The organism is Brunnivagina elsteri CCALA 953, from assembly GCF_002289455.1.
In the GTDB taxonomy this organism is placed as follows: Bacteria; Cyanobacteriota; Cyanobacteriia; order Cyanobacteriales; family Nostocaceae; genus Brunnivagina; species Brunnivagina elsteri.
In genome coordinates, this window is sequence record NZ_NTFS01000086.1 from 1 (window position 1) to 18,764 (window position 18,764).

The 18,764-nt window shown below is 38.4% G+C and carries 20 protein-coding genes; 2 read left to right on the plus strand and 18 right to left on the minus strand.

What is annotated here, in order from left to right; translation table 11 throughout:
- Nucleotides 1–193 precede the first annotated feature (193 nt).
- The 15 genes from CK510_RS10080 to CK510_RS10145 all read right to left on the minus strand — a co-directional run bounded on the left by CK510_RS10080 (nucleotide 194) and on the right by CK510_RS10145 (nucleotide 13,897).
- Entirely contained in the window at nucleotides 194–1,018 is an 825-nt protein-coding gene (locus CK510_RS10080; protein ID WP_095721578.1) for a DNA adenine methylase, read from the minus strand.
- Entirely contained in the window at nucleotides 1,015–2,154 is a 1,140-nt protein-coding gene (locus CK510_RS10085) for a hypothetical protein (RefSeq protein WP_095721579.1), read from the minus strand. Before CK510_RS10085 ends, CK510_RS10080 begins: the two co-directional genes overlap by 4 nt.
- Before the next feature lie 74 nt (nucleotides 2,155–2,228).
- Entirely contained in the window at nucleotides 2,229–2,648 is a 420-nt protein-coding gene (locus tag CK510_RS30940) for a hypothetical protein (RefSeq protein ID WP_143289265.1), read from the minus strand.
- A complete protein-coding gene (locus CK510_RS10090) occupies nucleotides 2,593–3,006 on the minus strand; it encodes a hypothetical protein (RefSeq protein ID WP_158224873.1) in 414 nt (137 codons plus the stop codon). The genes CK510_RS30940 and CK510_RS10090 overlap by 56 nt, the downstream gene beginning before the upstream one ends.
- 61 nt (nucleotides 3,007–3,067) lie before the next feature.
- On the minus strand, nucleotides 3,068–4,303 hold the full coding sequence (locus CK510_RS10095; RefSeq protein WP_095721581.1) for an LL-diaminopimelate aminotransferase: 1,236 nt from the start codon (nucleotides 4,301–4,303) through the stop codon (nucleotides 3,068–3,070).
- A 202-nt stretch (nucleotides 4,304–4,505) separates the two neighbouring features.
- Nucleotides 4,506–6,140, minus strand: coding sequence for an MFS transporter (locus CK510_RS10100; protein ID WP_095721582.1), 1,635 nt, complete (start codon nucleotides 6,138–6,140; stop codon nucleotides 4,506–4,508).
- Nucleotides 6,141–6,449: 309 nt separating this feature from the next.
- Nucleotides 6,450–6,968: a styrene oxide isomerase gene (locus CK510_RS10105; protein WP_143289266.1), complete on the minus strand. Its 519-nt coding sequence runs from the start codon at nucleotides 6,966–6,968 to the stop codon at nucleotides 6,450–6,452.
- Nucleotides 6,969–7,234: 266 nt separating this feature from the next.
- Nucleotides 7,235–7,456: a peptidoglycan-binding domain-containing protein gene (locus CK510_RS10110; RefSeq protein ID WP_095721584.1), complete on the minus strand. Its 222-nt coding sequence runs from the start codon at nucleotides 7,454–7,456 to the stop codon at nucleotides 7,235–7,237.
- A 142-nt stretch (nucleotides 7,457–7,598) separates the two neighbouring features.
- A complete protein-coding gene (locus CK510_RS10115; RefSeq protein ID WP_095721585.1) occupies nucleotides 7,599–7,820 on the minus strand; it encodes a peptidoglycan-binding domain-containing protein in 222 nt (73 codons plus the stop codon).
- Between the two features lie 149 nt (nucleotides 7,821–7,969).
- Nucleotides 7,970–8,200, minus strand: a complete 231-nt coding sequence (locus CK510_RS10120; RefSeq protein WP_245912025.1) for a peptidoglycan-binding domain-containing protein — start codon at nucleotides 8,198–8,200, stop codon at nucleotides 7,970–7,972.
- Between the two features lie 154 nt (nucleotides 8,201–8,354).
- Nucleotides 8,355–9,722, minus strand: a complete 1,368-nt coding sequence (locus tag CK510_RS10125; RefSeq protein WP_095721587.1) for a cytochrome P450 — start codon at nucleotides 9,720–9,722, stop codon at nucleotides 8,355–8,357.
- A 306-nt stretch (nucleotides 9,723–10,028) separates the two neighbouring features.
- Nucleotides 10,029–10,400, minus strand: a complete 372-nt coding sequence (locus tag CK510_RS10130) for a VOC family protein (protein WP_095721588.1) — start codon at nucleotides 10,398–10,400, stop codon at nucleotides 10,029–10,031.
- A gap of 79 nt (nucleotides 10,401–10,479) precedes the next feature.
- Nucleotides 10,480–11,721 (minus strand): cytochrome P450, encoded by a 1,242-nt coding sequence (locus tag CK510_RS10135; protein ID WP_095721589.1) that lies wholly within the window; start codon nucleotides 11,719–11,721, stop codon nucleotides 10,480–10,482.
- A gap of 50 nt (nucleotides 11,722–11,771) precedes the next feature.
- Nucleotides 11,772–12,443, minus strand: a complete 672-nt coding sequence (locus CK510_RS10140) for a glutathione S-transferase family protein (RefSeq protein ID WP_095721590.1) — start codon at nucleotides 12,441–12,443, stop codon at nucleotides 11,772–11,774.
- Nucleotides 12,444–13,087: 644 nt separating this feature from the next.
- Nucleotides 13,088–13,897, minus strand: coding sequence for an SDR family NAD(P)-dependent oxidoreductase (locus tag CK510_RS10145; RefSeq protein WP_095721591.1), 810 nt, complete (start codon nucleotides 13,895–13,897; stop codon nucleotides 13,088–13,090).
- A gap of 91 nt (nucleotides 13,898–13,988) precedes the next feature.
- Between CK510_RS10145 and CK510_RS10150 the strand changes: the two genes are divergently transcribed.
- A complete protein-coding gene (locus tag CK510_RS10150; RefSeq protein WP_095721592.1) occupies nucleotides 13,989–14,837 on the plus strand; it encodes an alpha/beta hydrolase in 849 nt (282 codons plus the stop codon).
- Between the two features lie 240 nt (nucleotides 14,838–15,077).
- A complete protein-coding gene (gene ygfZ, locus CK510_RS10155; RefSeq protein ID WP_095721593.1) occupies nucleotides 15,078–16,061 on the plus strand; it encodes a CAF17-like 4Fe-4S cluster assembly/insertion protein YgfZ in 984 nt (327 codons plus the stop codon).
- A gap of 227 nt (nucleotides 16,062–16,288) precedes the next feature.
- Here the strand turns inward: ygfZ and CK510_RS10160 are convergent, their stop codons facing one another.
- The 3 genes from CK510_RS10160 to CK510_RS10170 all read right to left on the minus strand — a co-directional run bounded on the left by CK510_RS10160 (nucleotide 16,289) and on the right by CK510_RS10170 (nucleotide 18,458).
- Entirely contained in the window at nucleotides 16,289–17,005 is a 717-nt protein-coding gene (locus CK510_RS10160; RefSeq protein WP_095721594.1) for a DUF5331 domain-containing protein, read from the minus strand.
- A gap of 113 nt (nucleotides 17,006–17,118) precedes the next feature.
- Nucleotides 17,119–17,412 (minus strand): (2Fe-2S) ferredoxin domain-containing protein, encoded by a 294-nt coding sequence (locus CK510_RS10165; RefSeq protein ID WP_095721595.1) that lies wholly within the window; start codon nucleotides 17,410–17,412, stop codon nucleotides 17,119–17,121.
- 68 nt (nucleotides 17,413–17,480) lie between these two features.
- A complete protein-coding gene (locus tag CK510_RS10170; RefSeq protein ID WP_095721596.1) occupies nucleotides 17,481–18,458 on the minus strand; it encodes a cysteine synthase A in 978 nt (325 codons plus the stop codon).
- Between the last annotated feature and the right edge of the window lie 306 nt (nucleotides 18,459–18,764).

An 18,764-nucleotide genomic window follows, 5' to 3' on the forward strand; every position in this document is an offset into this window, starting at 1 on the left:
ATTTAATATAGTAGTCCTAAATCATTTATATTGGCATAACCTGAGCTTAAATTATTATCTCTTCCTTCTTTATTTTCTCTGTGTCTTGGCGTTCTTGGCGGTTCATTTCCTAATTTGTATTTTTCACGTTGGCGTAGCCTGCTCGCAGGGCTTATCAAATAAGACTGCTATATTAGTCTAGATATCTCTGTCATTAAGATATATCTACTAGGTAATTTGTAATGATTAATTCCTGACCTTTCGCAGCTTTATCCTGTTTGTAATTGTTCATTCCATATTGAACTTCCCAATTATATATGTATGCAAAATCTCGGAAATTATTAATAATTTGCTCTGAATTGTCGTAAGTAACCATCCATTTGTGGGGACATGCTTTTAACATCTGACAAAAGCGATCGTGTTCAAAACAAGTATGTAATTCTCCACTTTTTCCATATAAACGAGATTGGGTAGCAGATAAGTAAGGAGGATCTAAATAAATAAAAACATCTTTTCCAGGTGTTTCTAAAAGTTCTCCATAATCGAAATTTGTTATCTGAATATCTTTGATTACTTCTTTCAACTTTGCCAATCTTTCTATCGAAGAATATGTAAATCTTTTATGAAAAGCCTCCTCCGAGAAACCACCAGCTTCTACAGTACCCGAAAAGGTAATTCGATTTAAGACAAAGAACCTAACTGCACGTTCATCAAAAGTACAGTTTTCAAAATTTATATTTTTATCTGTCAACTCTTCAAAAAGTAATTTACCAACAACGGCAACATCCCGTATATATTCAAGCTCTTCTACTAGTTGTGGTAAATTGTATTGTACAAATTTCCAGAAGCTATATACATCTTGATTTAAATCATTAATCCAGAAGCTCAAATTAGGGAATTTTTGTTTAACATATAGAAATACAGAACCACCTCCAACCATAGGTTCCCTGTATTCTGAAAAATTCTGAGGTAAAAATTTTGCTAAGTGTTTAACAACTTTAGATTTACCTCCAGGATATCGCAAAGGACTTTTTATCATTTAGAACTTTTTAATTGAACAACAAAGTTATTATATCGAGCTTCTTGAAATAATTCTTGAATAAATAATTTAGTGGATTTTGATTTAACTTTATGATTTGACAACCATTCTTCTAGCAGTTCTAACTGAGAAGATTCAATCTCTGATTTGATGCTTGCTGATGTTAATCGCAGTATAGGTTTAGGTTGTAAGTTATTGATATCTTCTCCTAAATACTGAATCTCAAGATTTTTGAGATTAGTGTAAAGTATCATCTTAAGCAATCCATCTTTGATATCAGCTTTTGAGGGTAATAAAGCAGAACTAGAATTTTTACATTCGATTAATTCAATTATAGAATTATTCAGATTGACTAAAACTTCATCGACTGTAAAAAAGTATTTTCCTCCAACAATATTCGTAATTGTGATCGAAGCTTTGCTAGCTGTAGCCAAGTTTTCATAAATATGTATAGTTGATAATTCCCTCGATTGTGCTTGTTCTGCTCTTGTTCTAGAGTGATTTATAAACTCATCGATATCTCGCTCGATAATTTCTTTAAAATTTGTTAAACTCGCAAGATTATGGAAAGTTACTCCCGTAGTTTTAGATATGCGATCGCAAGCTTCAATTTGTTTTTGAATAACTATTGAAAGTTCGTCTCTTACTTGTCGAATATTCCAATGTAAAGCATCACTTTGATAATTCGATGAGAGACGTTTGATGCGTTCTTTTATCCAATCACTATCAAATTTTTGTTTTGTGACTTTATGAGTATATTTTTGATTTTTAGATGCGCTTTGATAGTATCCAAGAATTACAGACACTTGTAAAAGACTCATCAAGCAAATAGTATCCCATTGTAAAAAATCCCTATCTCCATCAGAGCCTTCATCTTTAACTACAGGAATTACAGTAGCTCGTTTACTTCTAGATATTGTGTCATATACTCGTGCATATGGATAGGAACGAGTGCGTTTAGGTGAAACCCATTTACTAATGGCAATTTCATTGATTTCATCTTTAACAATGCAGCTTGTGGGAGTAGTATTAATATCAAAATCATTGATGTTAATAATATTTAATTGTGATGTCAAAAATGATTGATATCTCACATCATCAATCTTTGCAATAATTCTCGTTTTTAAATCACTCATTTTTATTAATCACTGTAGCAATGCAGGTAATTTTTATAAATTCTATACTAAAATCTGTCAGTAGAAATTTTAGATTACAATTCTGTCAAACTCTTAATTTGCTTTAAAAATGCTACTGTTTTTGCTAACGCACGGTCATAATTCCCATTAACAGCTTTATCAATTATTTCAGATGCTTTTAAAAAAGCATCTTTACAATCACTCGGATTCCACAAAATTTCCTCCATCTTCTCACAATAATTTTTAAATCTATTTGTACTTATATCGGGCATAGATATACCTGATGTTTGTACTCTAAAAATATAAAGTAAGTGATATCTAAAATTGCTATATTGACTATCTATTTGACCTTTTCTAAATAATGCATCTAGCCTAAACTTTGCATAAGCACTAACATAATAACCAATTGGATTATGTGACGGTAAAAATATTTTTTGTTTAATTTCTTCTTGTAACTTGTATATGTTTGTTTTCTGGTAGTTGAGATTGTTCACAAAAAAAATCTTTTGAGCCTAGTAAAAATTTAGCAATTTCTCCACTATCGAAATTACTACTTGTTTTCGACTGAATAAGTAGAAATTCAACATCTAAATACTTGTTCGCTCTTTCTAAGTCTTCAAGTTCTTCTTTGGAGTTAACTAAATTACCGTTGATAATGATCGCTACACCATCTAATGCTTTATCTGAAGCTCCCCCAACATGTATATCTTCAAGGGAAAAAGAATCATTATATTCTTTGGAAACAATACAATAATTGACAAAATGCTCAAACAAAAGAAACTCGTCTAAATCAGAGGGCAAAGATTGTTCTTCTCTAAATGCGGTTAATAATCCACTAGTAATTCTGTCCATTTTTATCCACCATAAATACACAAAAATATCAAAAGTGGGTGGGAATTTCCCACCCATAAAACTAAACTTTAAACTTCTCTGTAATGCGTCGCATTGCTTCCTCGACATTCTCACGACTATTGAATGCAGAAATGCGGAAATAACCCTCACCAGCAGCACCAAAACCGGAACCTGGTGTACCAACTACATTGACTGTATTTAGCAATTTATCGAAGAAATCCCAACTCGAAAGATTATTTGGTGTTTTCAGCCAAACGTAAGGTGCATTCACACCACCATAAACTTGAATACTCGCAGCAGTTAATCTTTCTCGGATAATTTTCGCATTCTCCATGTAGAAACTTACCAAAGCTTTGGTTTGCGCTTTCCCCGCATCCGAATAAACCGCTTCCGCACCACGTTGGATAATGTAGGAAACCCCGTTAAACTTGGTTGATTGACGACGATTCCATAATTTCCATAATTCCACATCCGAACCGTCAGCAGCTTTTCCTGTGAGGGTTTTGGGTACAACTGTCAACGCACAACGGGTTCCCGTGAAACCTGCATTTTTTGAGAAAGAACGAAATTCGATCGCGCAATCTCTAGCACCTTCAATTTCATAGATTGAATGGGGTAAACTAGGGTCGGAAATAAACGCTTCGTAGGCAGCATCGAAGAAGATAATTGCACCGTTTGCCTTAGCGTATTTTACCCATTCTTGGAGATGTTCTTTTGTCGCAGTTGCTCCTGTGGGGTTGTTGGGGAAACACAGGTAAATTAAATCGACTTTTTCTGTTGGTATCTGTGCAGTGAAGTTGTTTTCAGCAGTCACAGGGAGATATACTAAACCACCATATTCCCCTGCTTCGTTGGCATCTCCCGTATGTCCTGCCATGACATTTGTATCGACATATACGGGGTAGACTGGGTCAGTTACGGCGATTTTGTTGTTATTACCGAAAATATCGAGAATATTACCGTTGTCGCACTTAGAACCATCCGAAATAAAGATTTCCGAAGCGTCGATATTACAACCCCGTGACTGGAAATCATTTTGTGCGATCGCATCCCGTAACCAAGCATAACCCTGTTCGGGACCGTAACCTTTGAATCCTTCTCTAACACCCATTTCTTCGACTGCTTTTATCATTGCAGTGCGGCAGGCTTCTGGCAATGGTTCGGTGACATCACCAATTCCTAAGCGAATTACTTTTGCATCTGGGTTGGCTTCGGCAAATGTATTTACCCGTCTGGCAATCTCTGGGAAGAGGTAACCAGCTTTGAGTTTGAGATAGTTATCGTTAATAGTCGCCATGTTTTTTAGCTGGGATAAGGATTTAACAAAACACTTAGAAAATAAAGTTTACCGTGCTTCGCAATCCTTTCGTTGAAATCCATCTCTAAAAACATTACAGTCTAATGCGGGAAAACACTTTGCACAAAGTATAAAAGTTTAATAAATAAAGAAGGTGAACCGCCAAGACACTGAGTACGCCAAGTAAGAGTTTCCCTACAGATTAAACTAGTTCAAATATAAATGATACCTTGCTTCGCCGACCGAGACTGAAGCCAAGCCCTGATTTCAATTTATACCAAATACCTGGAACTAAAGGATATTGATTAATGTAAGTACCGTTAGCACTGCCCATATCTTGGATATAGTATTCTTCACCATCAAAGCGAATTTGAGCATGAATCCGGGAAACGACTTCAGTGTCAGGTAAGTTTGCAAGATTGACTTCTAAGGGGATATTAGTAGAGGATTTACCAATATTAATTATTTCAAAATGTTCTGGCAATTCAATGATGCGGCGAGTTTGGATATGTAATAACTGGGCAACTGGTTGTTGGAGAATTGTTGGGGATGGGATATCTGGAAGCTGTATTACTTGACTGCTACTTGGTGCTGCCATACCTCCCATATGTATAGTTTTGGCTGTGAAATTCAATACTTTGGTAGTGAGGAAATAATTGAAGATGGCGAAGGAAATTAGACTAAAAATAGCACTAATATAAAATACTGATTGGATGCCACTAAATAATAAAACTATGCTACCTAGAAATGGACCGAATGTTTGTCCCCAGGAGACAACTGTCATGTTCACTGCCATAAATCCCCCACGAGATTCTTGATCTGCTAATCCTGCTAGTAGTGCTTGGGAAGATGGCAGAGCCAAACCTTGGGCTGCACCAATTAAAAACATGGGGATAAATAGCAGCCAAACGTTAGGAAGAAATGGGATGATTAGTAATGCGATCGCAAATAACAAAAAAGAAAGTTTAATCAGCTTAATTTCGGAAATATGCTGTACAATTCGCCCTAGTTGAGATGCGACGAGGGCAAGTGAAATTGACATGCTGGCAAGAATAGCACCATTTAATCCTGCTGATGTCTGGAATTTTTCTGCTGCGAGTAAAGGTATATAAGTTAAACATAAGGTTTGCAGTAAAAACAAAGACATTGTTCCAAACAATAGTCCAATTACTGGACGTTTGTTAATACTGTTAGTTGTACTTTTTAAATAGGCTTTAAATTCAAATTTTTCACTATGATTTCTGTGTTTTGGTACTCTTAATGCTATGAATGACCAGATTGCTAGAGGAATGGCAATTACTGCTGGTAAAAATGTATATCTCCAGTCTAATTCCCCTATTTTTCCACCAATTAACGGAAAAAGTGCCCCACTTATGCCAATTAATACAGAATTAAATGCGATCGCGGTTCCTAGTGTTCTGCCGCGATAAAGGTCCCCGATAATGGTAACTTGTAGTGGTTCTAAACTAGCGGCTCCAATACCTTGAAATAATCGCCATCCTAAATGATTTGTAAAAGTAGATGCAAAGCTGCTGAAGAAACCACCAAATGCAAATATTAATAGTGAAGGAATGAGGACAATTTTTCTACCGAGAATATCAGCCAAAATTCCAAATAGCGGTGTGATAATGGCACTTGGTAACTGATAAATTGTCGAGGTCAGTGTTACCTGGGCTTCGGAAACTTTAAAAAATTGTTGTATGGTTGGTAGTGCTGGATTGTAGAGAGTTCCCCCTAAAATTCCCATCAATGTTACAAAGTTGACGATGTAAAAATTCTTATCGACAAAAATGTTCGTAGCTTGTCGGGGTGGAAGTTTTGTTGCCGAATTATTCATAGATTTTATTTTTAATCAACTAATATTTTTTGTTTGATATGTCTCAATACTGTTCAGTTAATTTTCAGATGGCTATTTCTATATTTCTGTTGTTTTTTTTTGATATATAACGCCACAAACAAAAACTATTCCCGATAGAATGATGCCAATTAACAGAAATATTAACTTCGTGAATTGCTGCTTAATTAACCTGTCGGAAATCAAATGTACATCCCCGAAAATCAGTTATGAACTCTGTGTAACTTAATTCAATATCTAATTTCCGGAGAAGTCTAACAAACAAAGAATTTTGTGATTTTGTGGCGATCACTAAGAATTTTCTAGCGAACTAGCATCAGTTTTTGTTCCTCTTAAGCCATAGAGAATAACAAAACAACATAAGAGAAGAGTAGTACTGATAGTTTTGTTTGCAATTTCGATACTAGTTTCCATCCAAGGAATACCTTCGGGAAGACCTTGCCCGGTAATAATAAACATTCTGGCTAAACGAAATACCGCGCCCAAAAATTGACCTAACAAACCGATATAAGCACCAATTACCAGCAGCCAATAAGTCACTCTCCCAAGCCAAAATTGTAATTTCAGTTGTGGATAAGCAAGTCCAATAACTGCTAAAAAAGCGCCCTGTGTAATTCCGATTAAATGAGCTGCTAGTCCTGCACGGGGATTGGCATACAAAGGAATAAATAGACCGATAATAAATCCTAGTGTACAGTTGAAAATACCATGCCACATAAGTCTTCTTTTAAAAGCCTCACGTTGAATACTGTCCATCTCTGAAGATGGTGCGGTTAACAAATTAGACGAAGGTGTCTCTAGCGTACTCATTTTTTATTCTCCGTTGATTTGATGTCAAGAGTGATTAAGGTTTTGTAATTACGCTACTTCTAGCTTAGTGTTAATTAAGTCTGAAAGTCTCAGAAGTTTTTCAAATCTCTATACGGTTACTTCTTAATCACTTCTTGATTTACTGCAAATTGAAGATATCTGCAACCGTAATCGAGTAATACAATCACTTATTCTTGGTGTTTTTAGTTACATCTTCATAAAAATGCGGGTTGGTTAGCCAAACCCGCGATCGCTTAAGTTTGAGGTTAAGCAGGAGGACCACCAAATTTCATTCCAGTTTGCTGTCCAACAACTCCATCAACAGTGATATTGTTATCTTTTTGAAATGCTTTAACTGCATTTTCGGTATGTTCACCAAAGTTACCATCAATTGTGCCAACTTGATATCCTTTTGCTGAGAGGTCGCGTTGCAAGCGTTCGACATCTGTACCAGTTGAACCACGACTTAAAGTTGGAGGCATTCCCATTATTTTTCTCCTTGATTGATTGTTTTTACAGTGAAAATTTGATTTGAAAAATTAGAAGTAAGAAGTCAAAAATAGAAATATAGATTTGTGATTTTTCCAATTTGAGACTTCATACTTTTATCTAGAGTTAGGTTTGTGGATTTTATGCAGGAGGACCACCAAATTTCATTCCAGTTTGCGCTCCAACAACTCCATCAACAGTGATATTGTTATCTTTTTGAAATGCTTTAACTGCATTTTCGGTATGTTCACCAAAGTTACCATCAATTGTGCCAACTTGATATCCTTTTGCTGAGAGGTCGCGTTGCAAGCGTTCGACATCTGTACCAGTTGAACCACGACTTAAAGTTGGAGGCATTCCCATTATTTTTCTCCTTTATTGATTGTTTTTACAGTGAAAATTTGATTTGAAAAATTAGAAGTAAGAAGTCAAAAATAGAAATATAGATTTGTGATTTTTCCAATTTGAGACTTCATACTTTTATTTACTACCAAAAATGAGCAAAATCCAATTTATGGCAAAGCTGCATCTATCCGGCTTCCTGTTATGTGTCCAACAGTTCCATCGACGGTTAAATTGTAATCTTGTTGGAATTTTTTGACGGCATTTTCGATATATTCATCGAAATAACCAGTGACTCCATTTAGTCCGATTTCATATCCCAAGCGAGATAAGTTGCGTTGTAGAAGTTCCACATCTAAGTGTTTAACACCGAGTTTTAATAGCGGGCGTACTTCTCTCACAATTTGTTTCTCCTTTTGTTCTGTATATCTGTTAATACCGATGGACATTTACGAAATATGCAGTTTTTGACTCAATTCAGGAAATTTTTTTTGGAAGAAAGGTAAGATGGGGGGAATATTTGTATTGTTTCTTTTCTTTGTTTCCCCTGCTTCCCTAATCCCGTTGCTTGAGGACTACTTGAATACTGTTTTTGGGCTGTAGGGTGATTGTTGCTTGGGGAATAATGGTTTGATTGGGGACGAGAGATATTTCAAACTTTTGAGCGATCGCAACCAATAATAAAGCTGCTTCCATCAGTGCAAAGCTTTTACCGATGCAGGTACGGGGACCTCCGCCAAATGGTGTATATACACCATTTGGTAATTTTTTCTCGAAATCCCCTTCCCAACGTTCCGGTTTAAATAATTCTGCTTGCTCAAAATAGGCTTCTGAACGGTGCATTACCCAAGGGCTGGAAATTACAGTCCAGTCAGCACCGATACGATAATCACCCATTTCACATTCTCTGCTTGTCTCAGCAATGATATTCCATACCACCGGGTAAAGTCGCATGGTTTCTTTGACGATCGCGCTGGTGTAGCTCAAAGCTGGGAGGTCAGCAAAAGTCGGAGGGCGATCGCCTAATACCTGTTTAACCTCTTGTTGTAGTTTTGCTTGTGCTTCCGGATATTGGGATAGGAGCATCCACGTCCAAGCTAAGGTATTTGCGGTAGTTTCATGTCCAGCGAAAATTAGGGTGGTAATTTCATCGCGCAGTTGTTTATCGCTCATTTGACTACCATCGTCTTCATCCCGTGCATTCATCATCATCGATAGCAAATCACCTGGGTCTTCGCCACTGGCACGTCTTTGCTTGATAATTTGATACACTTGCTTGTTGAGCCTGTCGATCGCATTTTTGTAATGCAAATTCGAGGGTGTGGGAAAACTTTCTGGGAAGGTAATAAATGACCGCCTTTGTTTAAGCATCCAATCCGCAGAAACATGCATTGCTTCCGAAACATCGCGGGCTTGTTCCTCTGTAACGTCGCTGCTAAATAGGGTCTTCATTACAATATTAAAGGTGAGACGCATCATCTCAGCTTGAATATTTTTAGTTTCCCCATCTTTCCAGTGAGCGAGCATTATTTCTGTATAGTCCACCATCACATCTGCATAGCCGCCGATCCGTTTTTGGTGGAATACAGGCTGGGCTAAACGCCTTTGGTGAAACCAAGTTTCTCCCTCACTAGTTAGTAGCCCTTGTCCTAGTAGCGATCGCATACTTTTTAAGGCTTCAGGTTTGACAAATACTTCTCTATCTTTAAGTAGGTATTCTACATATTTGGGATTGGTGACAACAACTGCTTTACGTTGACCCAAATGTATTGGCACAATTTCGCCGTATTCCTTAGCGCATTGAGTTAAAAAAAACAATGGGTTTTTACCAAAATCAATCGCATTCCCTGCTAAAAATTTTCCTTTAGGACCTGGTAGAGAAAAGGGGTCTTTCAGAGTTTGACTTGGGGTATCTAATTTCATGGCTTTTTGTTTTAGGATAAATATCTGCGAATTTAGGAATTTTCGATTCTAAACCTCGTCCATTTCGGAACCCGGAGTTTTTGATTATTCTGTTGTGTCATTGCGACGTAAGGTAGACGCTACTCTCCGAGAAGGCTTCGCCAACGGCTACCTTCGGAAGTCACTCCGTGCCTACCCGCAGGGTAGCAATCCCAAAGCCTTTGTGGAAAACTACAGTTCTCAAGGTAGACGAGGTTTAAAATCCGTCTTGAAAAGTTTGACGGTACAGAAACCGAACCCGTCAACTTTTCGCAAAATCCAAAATCCTTACAGTTCGCAATCAATTGTGAATGGATTTCCTTCTGGGTCTAAACCTTCTGCAATTTTCAAATTGGGTGAAGGTGAACGGACAGCCCCAAGTTTGATACCACGTTCAACTAAAGTGCTATAAGCAGCTTCAAAATCCGTAACGTGAAATGCTAGTTTGGGTCTATCTTTGCCGTATTCTGGTTCCATGTTGCCGTGCAAAACCAAGGTGCATTCGCCAGTGTCAAATTCTACCCATTGTTTATCGCTACGTCCTTCGATACTTTTTTGGGATTTGATTTTTAAACCTAAGCGATCGCAATAAAATTCGGTTTGCTTTTCTATATCTTTGACGTAAAGAATGGCTTTTGTTAGTCCTTGGATGATGGTCATGTAAATTTATACCTAATATTATTTATCGAAGAAGGGCAGAGGCAGAAGGGAATTACCTCTGCCGTGACCGTACAGCAAGCTACGGCTTAGAAAAAGTGACTGGTAAGTGATTGGGACCGTGGAAAATAATATTGTTTGCCCAGTCGATGTTTTCAGTTGCTAGCTTTAGTTGAGGTAAACGATTGAGTAAAACATTCAATGCAATTTGACCTTCGGCACGGGCTAAAGCAGAACCAAGGCAGTAGTGAATCCCACCACCAAAACCAGCATTTTTAGTGTCTTCCCTTTGGATATCAAACACTTCTGGATTTTGGAAACGGGCAGGATCGCGATTTGCGGAACCAAGCATAATTCCTACACTATCCCCGCGTTTAATTTGCTGACCACCGATTTCAACGTCTGCATATGCCCAGCGCGTCACCATTTGAATCGGGGTATCGTAGCGGATGAATTCTTCAACTGCATTGGGCATTAATTCGGGGTGCGATCGCAACAGTTGGTACTGTTTGGGATGTTGTAATAATGCTAGTGTTCCCTTGGCAATCAAGTTAACTGTGGTTTCATGTCCTGCTGTCAGTAAGTGGGTACAAGTCGCAACAATCTCTTCGTCGGTGAGTTTGTCTCCTTCATCTGCTGCTTTAACTAAGTTGGAAATCAAGTCTTCTTGGGGGTTGGCGCGTCTGTCTGTGATAATTGGTTTAAAGTATTCGATAAATTCTTGACTGGCTTTTTCGGCGTTGTCGTAAATTTCTGGTGGTGGTTTCAAACGTGAAGCACTGGCATTTTGTAATGCTAAAGCCCATTTGCGAAACTTTGGATGGTCTTCGGGATTCGCTCCCAACATAATCGCAATCACCATGATTGGTAAAGGAAATGCATATTCTTCTACTAAATCCATCTCTCCACGGGCATGAACTTTGTTGAGGAGACTGTCGGCAATTTGGTAAACCGCAGGACGTAGGTTTTCTACGACTCTCGGAGTGAATGCCTTGCTGACTAAGGATTTTAAGCGGGTATGATCGGGTGGTTCCCGGAAGACTATCCACTTGCTTACCATTGTCAGGAAAGCACTATATGCGGTTGGTACTGGTGTTGTTTCCACGTCATCACGTTTGATGTGTTCCCTACCAAATCTACGGTCTTCCATCACCTTCATCACATCTTCGTAGCGGAAGACGTACCAAGCTCCTGGTAAGTTGGGATTGGAGGAAACTCCCCAATGTACTGGGTCTTGTTCTCTGTATTGACGGTAGTATGTGTATGGGTCTGAGGTTACTGCTGGGAGAAATGGGTTTAATCTTTCGATGGTGGAAGTGGTCATGATTTATCTCCAAGAATTTTAGATATAGAAGGATGTGATATGTCGCTTCTCTAGATTATTGATACTGGTTGTAATGGATACTTCAGTTCCGATAGCATCCTTGTCATTTGTTCGCGTCCGGAGTTGAAAACTTTGACTACAGAGGCTCTAGACTCTAAGCGTCTGATGTAGTTTGTTAGCTCACTTAAGTATGTGTAGTCGTAAACCATACGTAAGTAGGCAAGAGTAGGAGCTGCGGCACAATCTGCTAGAGAAAATTCATTACCTGCTAACCAAGTCCGATTTGCTAATTTTTGCTCCAATAAAAGCAATGCTGTCTCTAATAACCGCTTTGGTTTGGCAATTTCTTTACCGTTTCGCTCTGCTTCTTTCCGTTGCTTGTCTGCGAATAAAGCTTCTCGTGCAGTATTAATATATACATCAAATATTCGCTCTAATAATCGCACTTCGATTGCTTGTTCTGAATTTTCAGGAATTAAGCGGGATGTATTGGGGAAGTATTTATCGAGATATTCAATGATGATGTTTGCTTCAAATATTACTGTTCCTTTATCAGTAATCAGTGTGGGTATTTTACCGAAAGGGTTTATTTTGCTGTATATTTCCCGCTCTTCTACATCAAAAAGATTCACTTCAATTGCAGTAAATTTGACATCTTTCTCCGCGAGGGCAATGAGAACACGCTGGGAATAGGATGAAGCTGGAGCATAATAAAGTTTCATTACTACTACTGGTAATTAGGCAATCGGTATGACACTTAGCGATAACTAGCTCAATTTAAATAGATGCAACTCGATTTAACTTATGCGGTTATCAAAGGGGCTAGGGCAAGCGCTAGCTTTTTACCTTCTAAATTTTTATAGCGATAGGCAATCTAGGTTTATGCACAGCAGGATGGAAATATTAGTGAGCATCCGAATTTGTTTTTTAACGCAGAGGAACGCAGAGGAACGCAAAGGTTCACGCAGAGGAACACAGAGAATAAAATATTTATTTTAGGACTTACGTACGCATTGACAGAAAAATTAAAATAGGAGTATAGGTTTCCAGGTTTTGAGCTTGATTTTTCTGTTCCGCACCATGCGATACGCCCTTGGCGTTAAGCTGCGCTTATCGCAACTAGCAAAAAGTAGTTTGTAAAAGCCTGAAACGACCGATTTAGGTTAATACATAAGATGAGTCATTTGTACAGTGCGTAAGTCCTATATTTGATGTTCTCAAAAAATTCAACCCACAAACGTAGGGGTGGGGTGAGTCCACTTGGCGGTGTCGGTTTCCGTCCCCGAAGGGTCTCCCCACCCTCGCTGACGAATGATACGATTGAGAAATCTATAAATTGGGATGTTTTATTTTTCGGAATTCCCTATTACCAAGGTAATTTACTTCCATCCCACGAGAAAAATTGTCCTGTATCTGTTGCTTGAAGTTTTTCAATCACCGAGAATAATTGATTTACAGTGCGTTCGACAGAGAATAGCTTTTCTGGTGGGACGTTTTTCTGGAATGGTTGGGAAAGGTTGGTATCGGTTGTTCCGGGATGTAAGGTGACTACGATCGCTTTTGGACAGCTTCTCCCATATTCGATTGATACGTTTCGCATCAACATGTTTAATGCTGCTTTTGATGCACGATAACCATACCAACCACCGCTTTGATTGTCTCCGATACTACCTACTTTTGCGGAAATGGTCGCAAATACACTGTTTTCTTTATGCTTAAAAAGTGGCTGTAAGTGCTTTGCTAAGAGGACACTAGCAATACTATTAACTTGAAAGTAACGTGTTAAATTTTCGACATTAATTTGACGCAGGCTTTTTTCTGGTTGAAGATTGCGATCGTGTAATATTCCCACACAATTAATCGCAAAATGTAATTTGTCTGTATCTGTACGAATTTTCTCGACGCATTTGGCAATTTGCTCTTCGTCGATGATATCAACCGCAAAACAGGTTAATTTATTTGGATAAGCATCTAAAAGCGCAAATAAACCGGAGGCAGATTCTGAGTCTCGATAAGTCGCATAAACTTTGGTAATTCTGTTATCTAGCAATAGTTTTTCCACAAACCCCAAACCAATACCCCGACTAGCACCAATAACTAAGGTATTGATGATGCTGGAATTTTCTGCTCCTTCGGAGGTTAAAGAAGTTATCGCATTTCCATCCAAAAAGGACATTATTTTTTTTCCTATTGCTTATACTCAAAAATTCTAATGTATTATTTGCTGTAAGAATTTAAGATTGAATTTCCCCCTTACCCTTTTCTCTATGCATCATCAAGAAGGAACTATCCCCACAACTGGAGGTATAAATCTCTACTATCAAGCTTGGCAACCTGATGGTGCTGTACGGGTCGTTTTAGCTATGGTACATGGTTTGGGTGGACATAGCGGTTTGTATGGAAATATTATCAATCAATTAATCCCCAAAGGATTTGCCATTTACGGCGTTGATTTGCGGGGAAATGGAAAATCACCTGGTCAACGTGGATATATCGATTCTTGGGATGATTATCGCGGTGATGTGAGCAATTTTATCAAGTTTGTTGCTAGGGAAAATCCAGAAGTTCCCCTATTTTTACTTGGTCATAGTTTGGGTGGTTTGACTGTTCTCGATTACGTATTACATTCTGCTACTGAAACAGAAAAATTACCAATACTCAAAGGTTTAATTAATTTGACTCCAGCATTGGGTGAGTCTGGAATTCCCCCAATTAAAATCATATTGGGAAAGATTTTATCACGGATATACCCACGGTTTTCCCTGAGTACGGGTATGGATTTAAGTTTATCTTGTCGTGATGAAGAAGTAATTAAGGGTTATGCAAAAGACCCATTAAGACATATTATGGGAACTGCACGTTTATCAACAGAATATTCTCGGACTGTAAATTGGGTTTTCACACATGCGATCGCACTCAATATTCCCTTTTTAATGATGCTTGCTGGGCAGGATAAGGTGACTTTGCCAGAAGGTAGTCGCAATTTTTTTGAGAAATTGACTTTTTCTGACGTTGAGTTAAAGGAATACCCAGAAAGTTATCACTGTATCCAGGATGATTTAAATTATCAAGAGGTATTAGGAGATTTAGAAGATTGGTTAGAACGACATCTGTAGAATTCACGAGTCAGAAGTAAAAAATTGAGTGAAATAAACCAACCATCTGCGTACCCTGCGGGAAGCCGCATTAGACGAGCGTACATCGGAGAGGTTGCCGTAGGCTAGCGAGACTTCTCGCAGAGTAGCGTCTATATCTGCGGTTTTTATTTTCATGTGCCTCATCGATTTGCAATCTGCTGTATGTAGAATGATTAATGGACGAATTAATTAATATTTAAGAGCGATATCATATAACGAATGAATATACAAGACATAGCAGCGATAAAAGCAGTAGAGGAAGGGGTTGCAATATGCGATCGCACTCACTGGGGACGTATTCAGATAACTGGTGATGACCGTCTTCGTTTTCTCCACAACCAAAGCACTAATGATTTTGAATCACTCAAATCTGGTCAAGGTTGTGATACTGTTTTTGTCACCTCAACAGCCAGAACTATTGATTTAGCTACAGCATATGTCAGTGATGATGCAGTAATTCTTTTGGTTTCCCCCAACCGTCGTGAATACCTGATGCAATGGTTGGATAAATACATATTTTTCGCTGACAAGGTAGAACTTGCAGATGTCACAGAAGCAACATGTACTTTTAATTTGATTGGTTCTAAAAGTGACGAAATTATCCAGAAATTAACCGCAGGTGAATTAATCGGACAACCCCTACACAGTCACAATGTATATAATGTTGCCTCAGTAAATGGAGTTAGCATTGCTGTTGGTAGCAGTTTAGCATCTCCTGGTTACACCCTAATTTGTCCTGTCAGCGACAAAGAAATTTTGTGGAACCAGCTACTAGAAATGGGTGCTGTGGAAATGGGTCAAACTGCCTGGGAAGCCCTGCGAATTACCCAAGGTCGTCCCCTACCCGAACGGGAATTAACTGATGATTATAACCCATTGGAGGTCGGTTTATGGCAGACTATTTCTTTTAACAAAGGTTGTTATATCGGACAAGAAACCATTGCCAGATTAAATACGTATAAAGGCATCAAAACATACCTTTGGGGAATTAAGTTAAATTCACTAGTAGAAGCGGGAAGTACTATAAATTTGGGTGAGGAGAAAGTCGGAATTCTCACGAGTATTACGGAAACTACTGATGGATATTTTGGCTTAGGTTACATTCGTAGCAAAGTAGGTGGTATTGGTTTAAAGGTGACAATTGCAGATAGCCAAGGTGAAGTTGTAGAAATACCCTTTGTTTCCCATCAATACCCAGATTAATATTTTGATTTTAGTAGGGGCAAACAACCGTTTGCCCTCCTTATATATTTCCCCTAATTTTATTTTCCCTATATATTTCCCCTAATATTGCTGTAATTTATGGCGTTTGGATATGATATAAAATAGAATAAATGAGGGTAAACAACCGTTTAGCCCTACAGAATTCTCGATTACCAACTGTATTTCACTCAACTGAGAACCGCTATATATTCAATCCAAACTGTACCCTAAAACGGGATAAAAGTAGCCTCATCCTTATCCCATCCCCTACCCTGACAAAAATCATCAATCCAGTTTGCTAAATTGCGTGGATGTAAAACAGGTGATTGATTAATCTCACCAGGTACTTTGTCGTGGATTATTTTGACAATCGTACCTTTACCTTCAATGGTGGTAGTAAATGCGACTATTGGTGTAACTTTTGTACCGTTAGTCATTGGTATTACTGACGTTGTAAATGTTGAATTTGTTTTGCCTCTGTGGAGATAGGATTTGGCAACAGCAACCTGAATTTTAGGTTTTGGATTTATTAACTTTGGATTTATTGAGTTTGAATTTACGAATTTTCGATTTGCTAATTGAGAAGAAATTCCTACATTACGGGAAAGAGAAGTACTTTTATTCGTCTCCGCAGAACAAAAATTATCATCTAATAATTGGAAATCTTCAACCTCAACTAAATGTAAATACTTATCTGGATTGAAATTAAGACCTAAAGCCGCAATTAATGCATCAGGGTCGCTGTTCAAATCCGCAAGTAATGGTAAAATGTCAATTAGGCTTGGTTCTAAGACCGTAACCGTTGCCAAAACGAAACTCGATAGCGGACGACGTTCACCTTCAAAAGTCGCCCAAATTTCCATTTTTTCTAACCAATGGCGATTATTCTTATAGTAACGCAGCCACTCAAGTTTTAAGGATTGACATAACTCCTGAATTTTCATCTATTTAGAAAAAGGGGAAAGGGGAATAAAACAGGTAGAAAACTTAAATTTTGGATTTTAGATTTTGGGGTTTGGATTCTGACTCCTGAATTCTAAATTCTGACTCCTGAGTCCTATTTTCCATCTCCAGAATGAAACCGCTTATAAAGCATTTGCGTAACTTTTTCATTACCAATCAAATGCTGTTCCACGATTAAAGCCACTTCATTACTACGGACACCACAGTACCATACCATATCAGGTAATACCAATACCATCGGACCATTCCCGCATTGTCCCAAGCAACTGCTAGCTGTCACGATTACCCCAGGAATAGGTAACGCTTCAAAAGCTGCTAATACTGATTTTGCACCTTGTTTACGACAGGTACGATTTTGACACACACGCACGCATCGGGAATTGGGCATTGGGAATTGGGTATTACATAGGTTGGAAACAGTGGAATATTAGGAACTACCCTTTCCCCTAAATTCAATTAATTATCTGGAGAAAGTCCCTTCGATTCCAGCCATTCGGGGTTAAAAATCCGCGATTGGTAGCGTGAACCACTATCGCATAAAATTGTGACAATTGTGTGTCCTGGTCCCATTTGTTTTGCGATCGCAACGGCAGCAGCAACGTTAATACCCGTCGAACCACCCATTAATAAACCTTCTTTGCGTAATAGCTGGTAAACTACCCTAATTGCTTCCTTATCGGAAATTTGAATCGCGTCATCTGTGGGTACTCCTTCCATATTCGCTGTAATCCGACTATTCCCAATTCCTTCGGTGATGGAACTACCTTCCATTTTGATTTCACCAGTTTTAATATAACTATACAATCCACTACCCATCGGATCGGCAACGACACATTTAATCTGAGGATTTTTATCCTTCAAAAACATGGAAACACCTGCAAAAGTACCACCTGTCCCAATTGCAGCTACCCATCCATCAATTTTACCATCGGTTTGTTCCCAAATTTCCCGACCCGTGGTTTCGTAATGGGCACGACGGTTTGCTAGGTTATCAAATTGGTTTGCCCAAATTGCATTAGGTATCTCCGATGCAATTCTACCAGAAAGCTTGACGTAGTTATTTGGGTCTTTGTAGGGAACCGCAGGAACTGGACGTACTTCTGCCCCTAATGCTCGCAATGCATCCATTTTTTCTTGTGATTGGGTATCGGGAATTATGATTAGGCATTTGTAACCTTTGGCGTTACAAATATGGGCTAATCCGATACCAGTGTTCCCCGCAGTGCCTTCAACGACAGTACCACCTGGTTTGAGTAAGCCTTTTTCCTCGGCATCTTGAATAATATACAATGCTGCACGGTCTTTGACGGAACCTCCTGGGTTGAGGAATTCGGCTTTTGCGAGGATGTTGCAACCTGTTTCTTCGCTAAAGCTGTTGAGTCTAATTAGTGGTGTGTTCCCGATTGTACCGACAAAGCCATTTTTGATATCCATTGTCTTCACCTGATTTTTTCGTCTATCAAAATTTTGGCTTATTGTGGTGCTTGCTTTCCAAGTTTTGTTAATTTTTATGGCTTTTTTAAGATTAATCGGGTTAACTATACTTACTTGTTCAAGTAAATGGGGTTATTGCGGCGGATTGCAAGTAGTAGTTACCGTATATATAAGAGATAAAAACCGCAGATAGACGCAGATTAACGCTGATAAATACAGATTAATAAATATCTTTTCTGTGTAATGCATAATTAATTTTCGGAGATATATAATTCGTATTTTACTTAAATACAAAATGCTGTGTAT

Excerpts from the sequence above, each read along its gene's own strand:
- CK510_RS10080 (WP_095721578.1), bottom strand. The coding sequence starts at position 1,018 with ATGATAAAAAGTCCTTTGCGATATCCTGGAGGTAAATCTAAAGTTGTT.
- CK510_RS10085 (WP_095721579.1), bottom strand. The coding sequence starts at position 2,154 with ATGAGTGATTTAAAAACGAGAATTATTGCAAAGATTGATGATGTGAGA.
- CK510_RS10090 (WP_158224873.1), bottom strand. The coding sequence starts at position 3,006 with ATGGACAGAATTACTAGTGGATTATTAACCGCATTTAGAGAAGAACAA.
- CK510_RS10095 (WP_095721581.1), bottom strand. The coding sequence starts at position 4,303 with ATGGCGACTATTAACGATAACTATCTCAAACTCAAAGCTGGTTACCTC.
- CK510_RS10100 (WP_095721582.1), bottom strand. The coding sequence starts at position 6,140 with ATGAATAATTCGGCAACAAAACTTCCACCCCGACAAGCTACGAACATT.
- CK510_RS10105 (WP_143289266.1), bottom strand. The coding sequence starts at position 6,968 with ATGAGTACGCTAGAGACACCTTCGTCTAATTTGTTAACCGCACCATCT.
- CK510_RS10110 (WP_095721584.1), bottom strand. The coding sequence starts at position 7,456 with ATGGGAATGCCTCCAACTTTAAGTCGTGGTTCAACTGGTACAGATGTC.
- CK510_RS10115 (WP_095721585.1), bottom strand. The coding sequence starts at position 7,820 with ATGGGAATGCCTCCAACTTTAAGTCGTGGTTCAACTGGTACAGATGTC.
- CK510_RS10125 (WP_095721587.1), bottom strand. The coding sequence starts at position 9,722 with ATGAAATTAGATACCCCAAGTCAAACTCTGAAAGACCCCTTTTCTCTA.
- CK510_RS10130 (WP_095721588.1), bottom strand. The coding sequence starts at position 10,400 with ATGACCATCATCCAAGGACTAACAAAAGCCATTCTTTACGTCAAAGAT.
- CK510_RS10135 (WP_095721589.1), bottom strand. The coding sequence starts at position 11,721 with ATGACCACTTCCACCATCGAAAGATTAAACCCATTTCTCCCAGCAGTA.
- CK510_RS10140 (WP_095721590.1), bottom strand. The coding sequence starts at position 12,443 with ATGAAACTTTATTATGCTCCAGCTTCATCCTATTCCCAGCGTGTTCTC.
- CK510_RS10145 (WP_095721591.1), bottom strand. The coding sequence starts at position 13,897 with ATGTCCTTTTTGGATGGAAATGCGATAACTTCTTTAACCTCCGAAGGA.
- CK510_RS10150 (WP_095721592.1), top strand. The coding sequence starts at position 13,989 with ATGCATCATCAAGAAGGAACTATCCCCACAACTGGAGGTATAAATCTC.
- ygfZ (WP_095721593.1), top strand. The coding sequence starts at position 15,078 with ATGAATATACAAGACATAGCAGCGATAAAAGCAGTAGAGGAAGGGGTT.
- CK510_RS10160 (WP_095721594.1), bottom strand. The coding sequence starts at position 17,005 with ATGAAAATTCAGGAGTTATGTCAATCCTTAAAACTTGAGTGGCTGCGT.
- CK510_RS10165 (WP_095721595.1), bottom strand. The coding sequence starts at position 17,412 with ATGCCCAATTCCCGATGCGTGCGTGTGTGTCAAAATCGTACCTGTCGT.
- CK510_RS10170 (WP_095721596.1), bottom strand. The coding sequence starts at position 18,458 with ATGGATATCAAAAATGGCTTTGTCGGTACAATCGGGAACACACCACTA.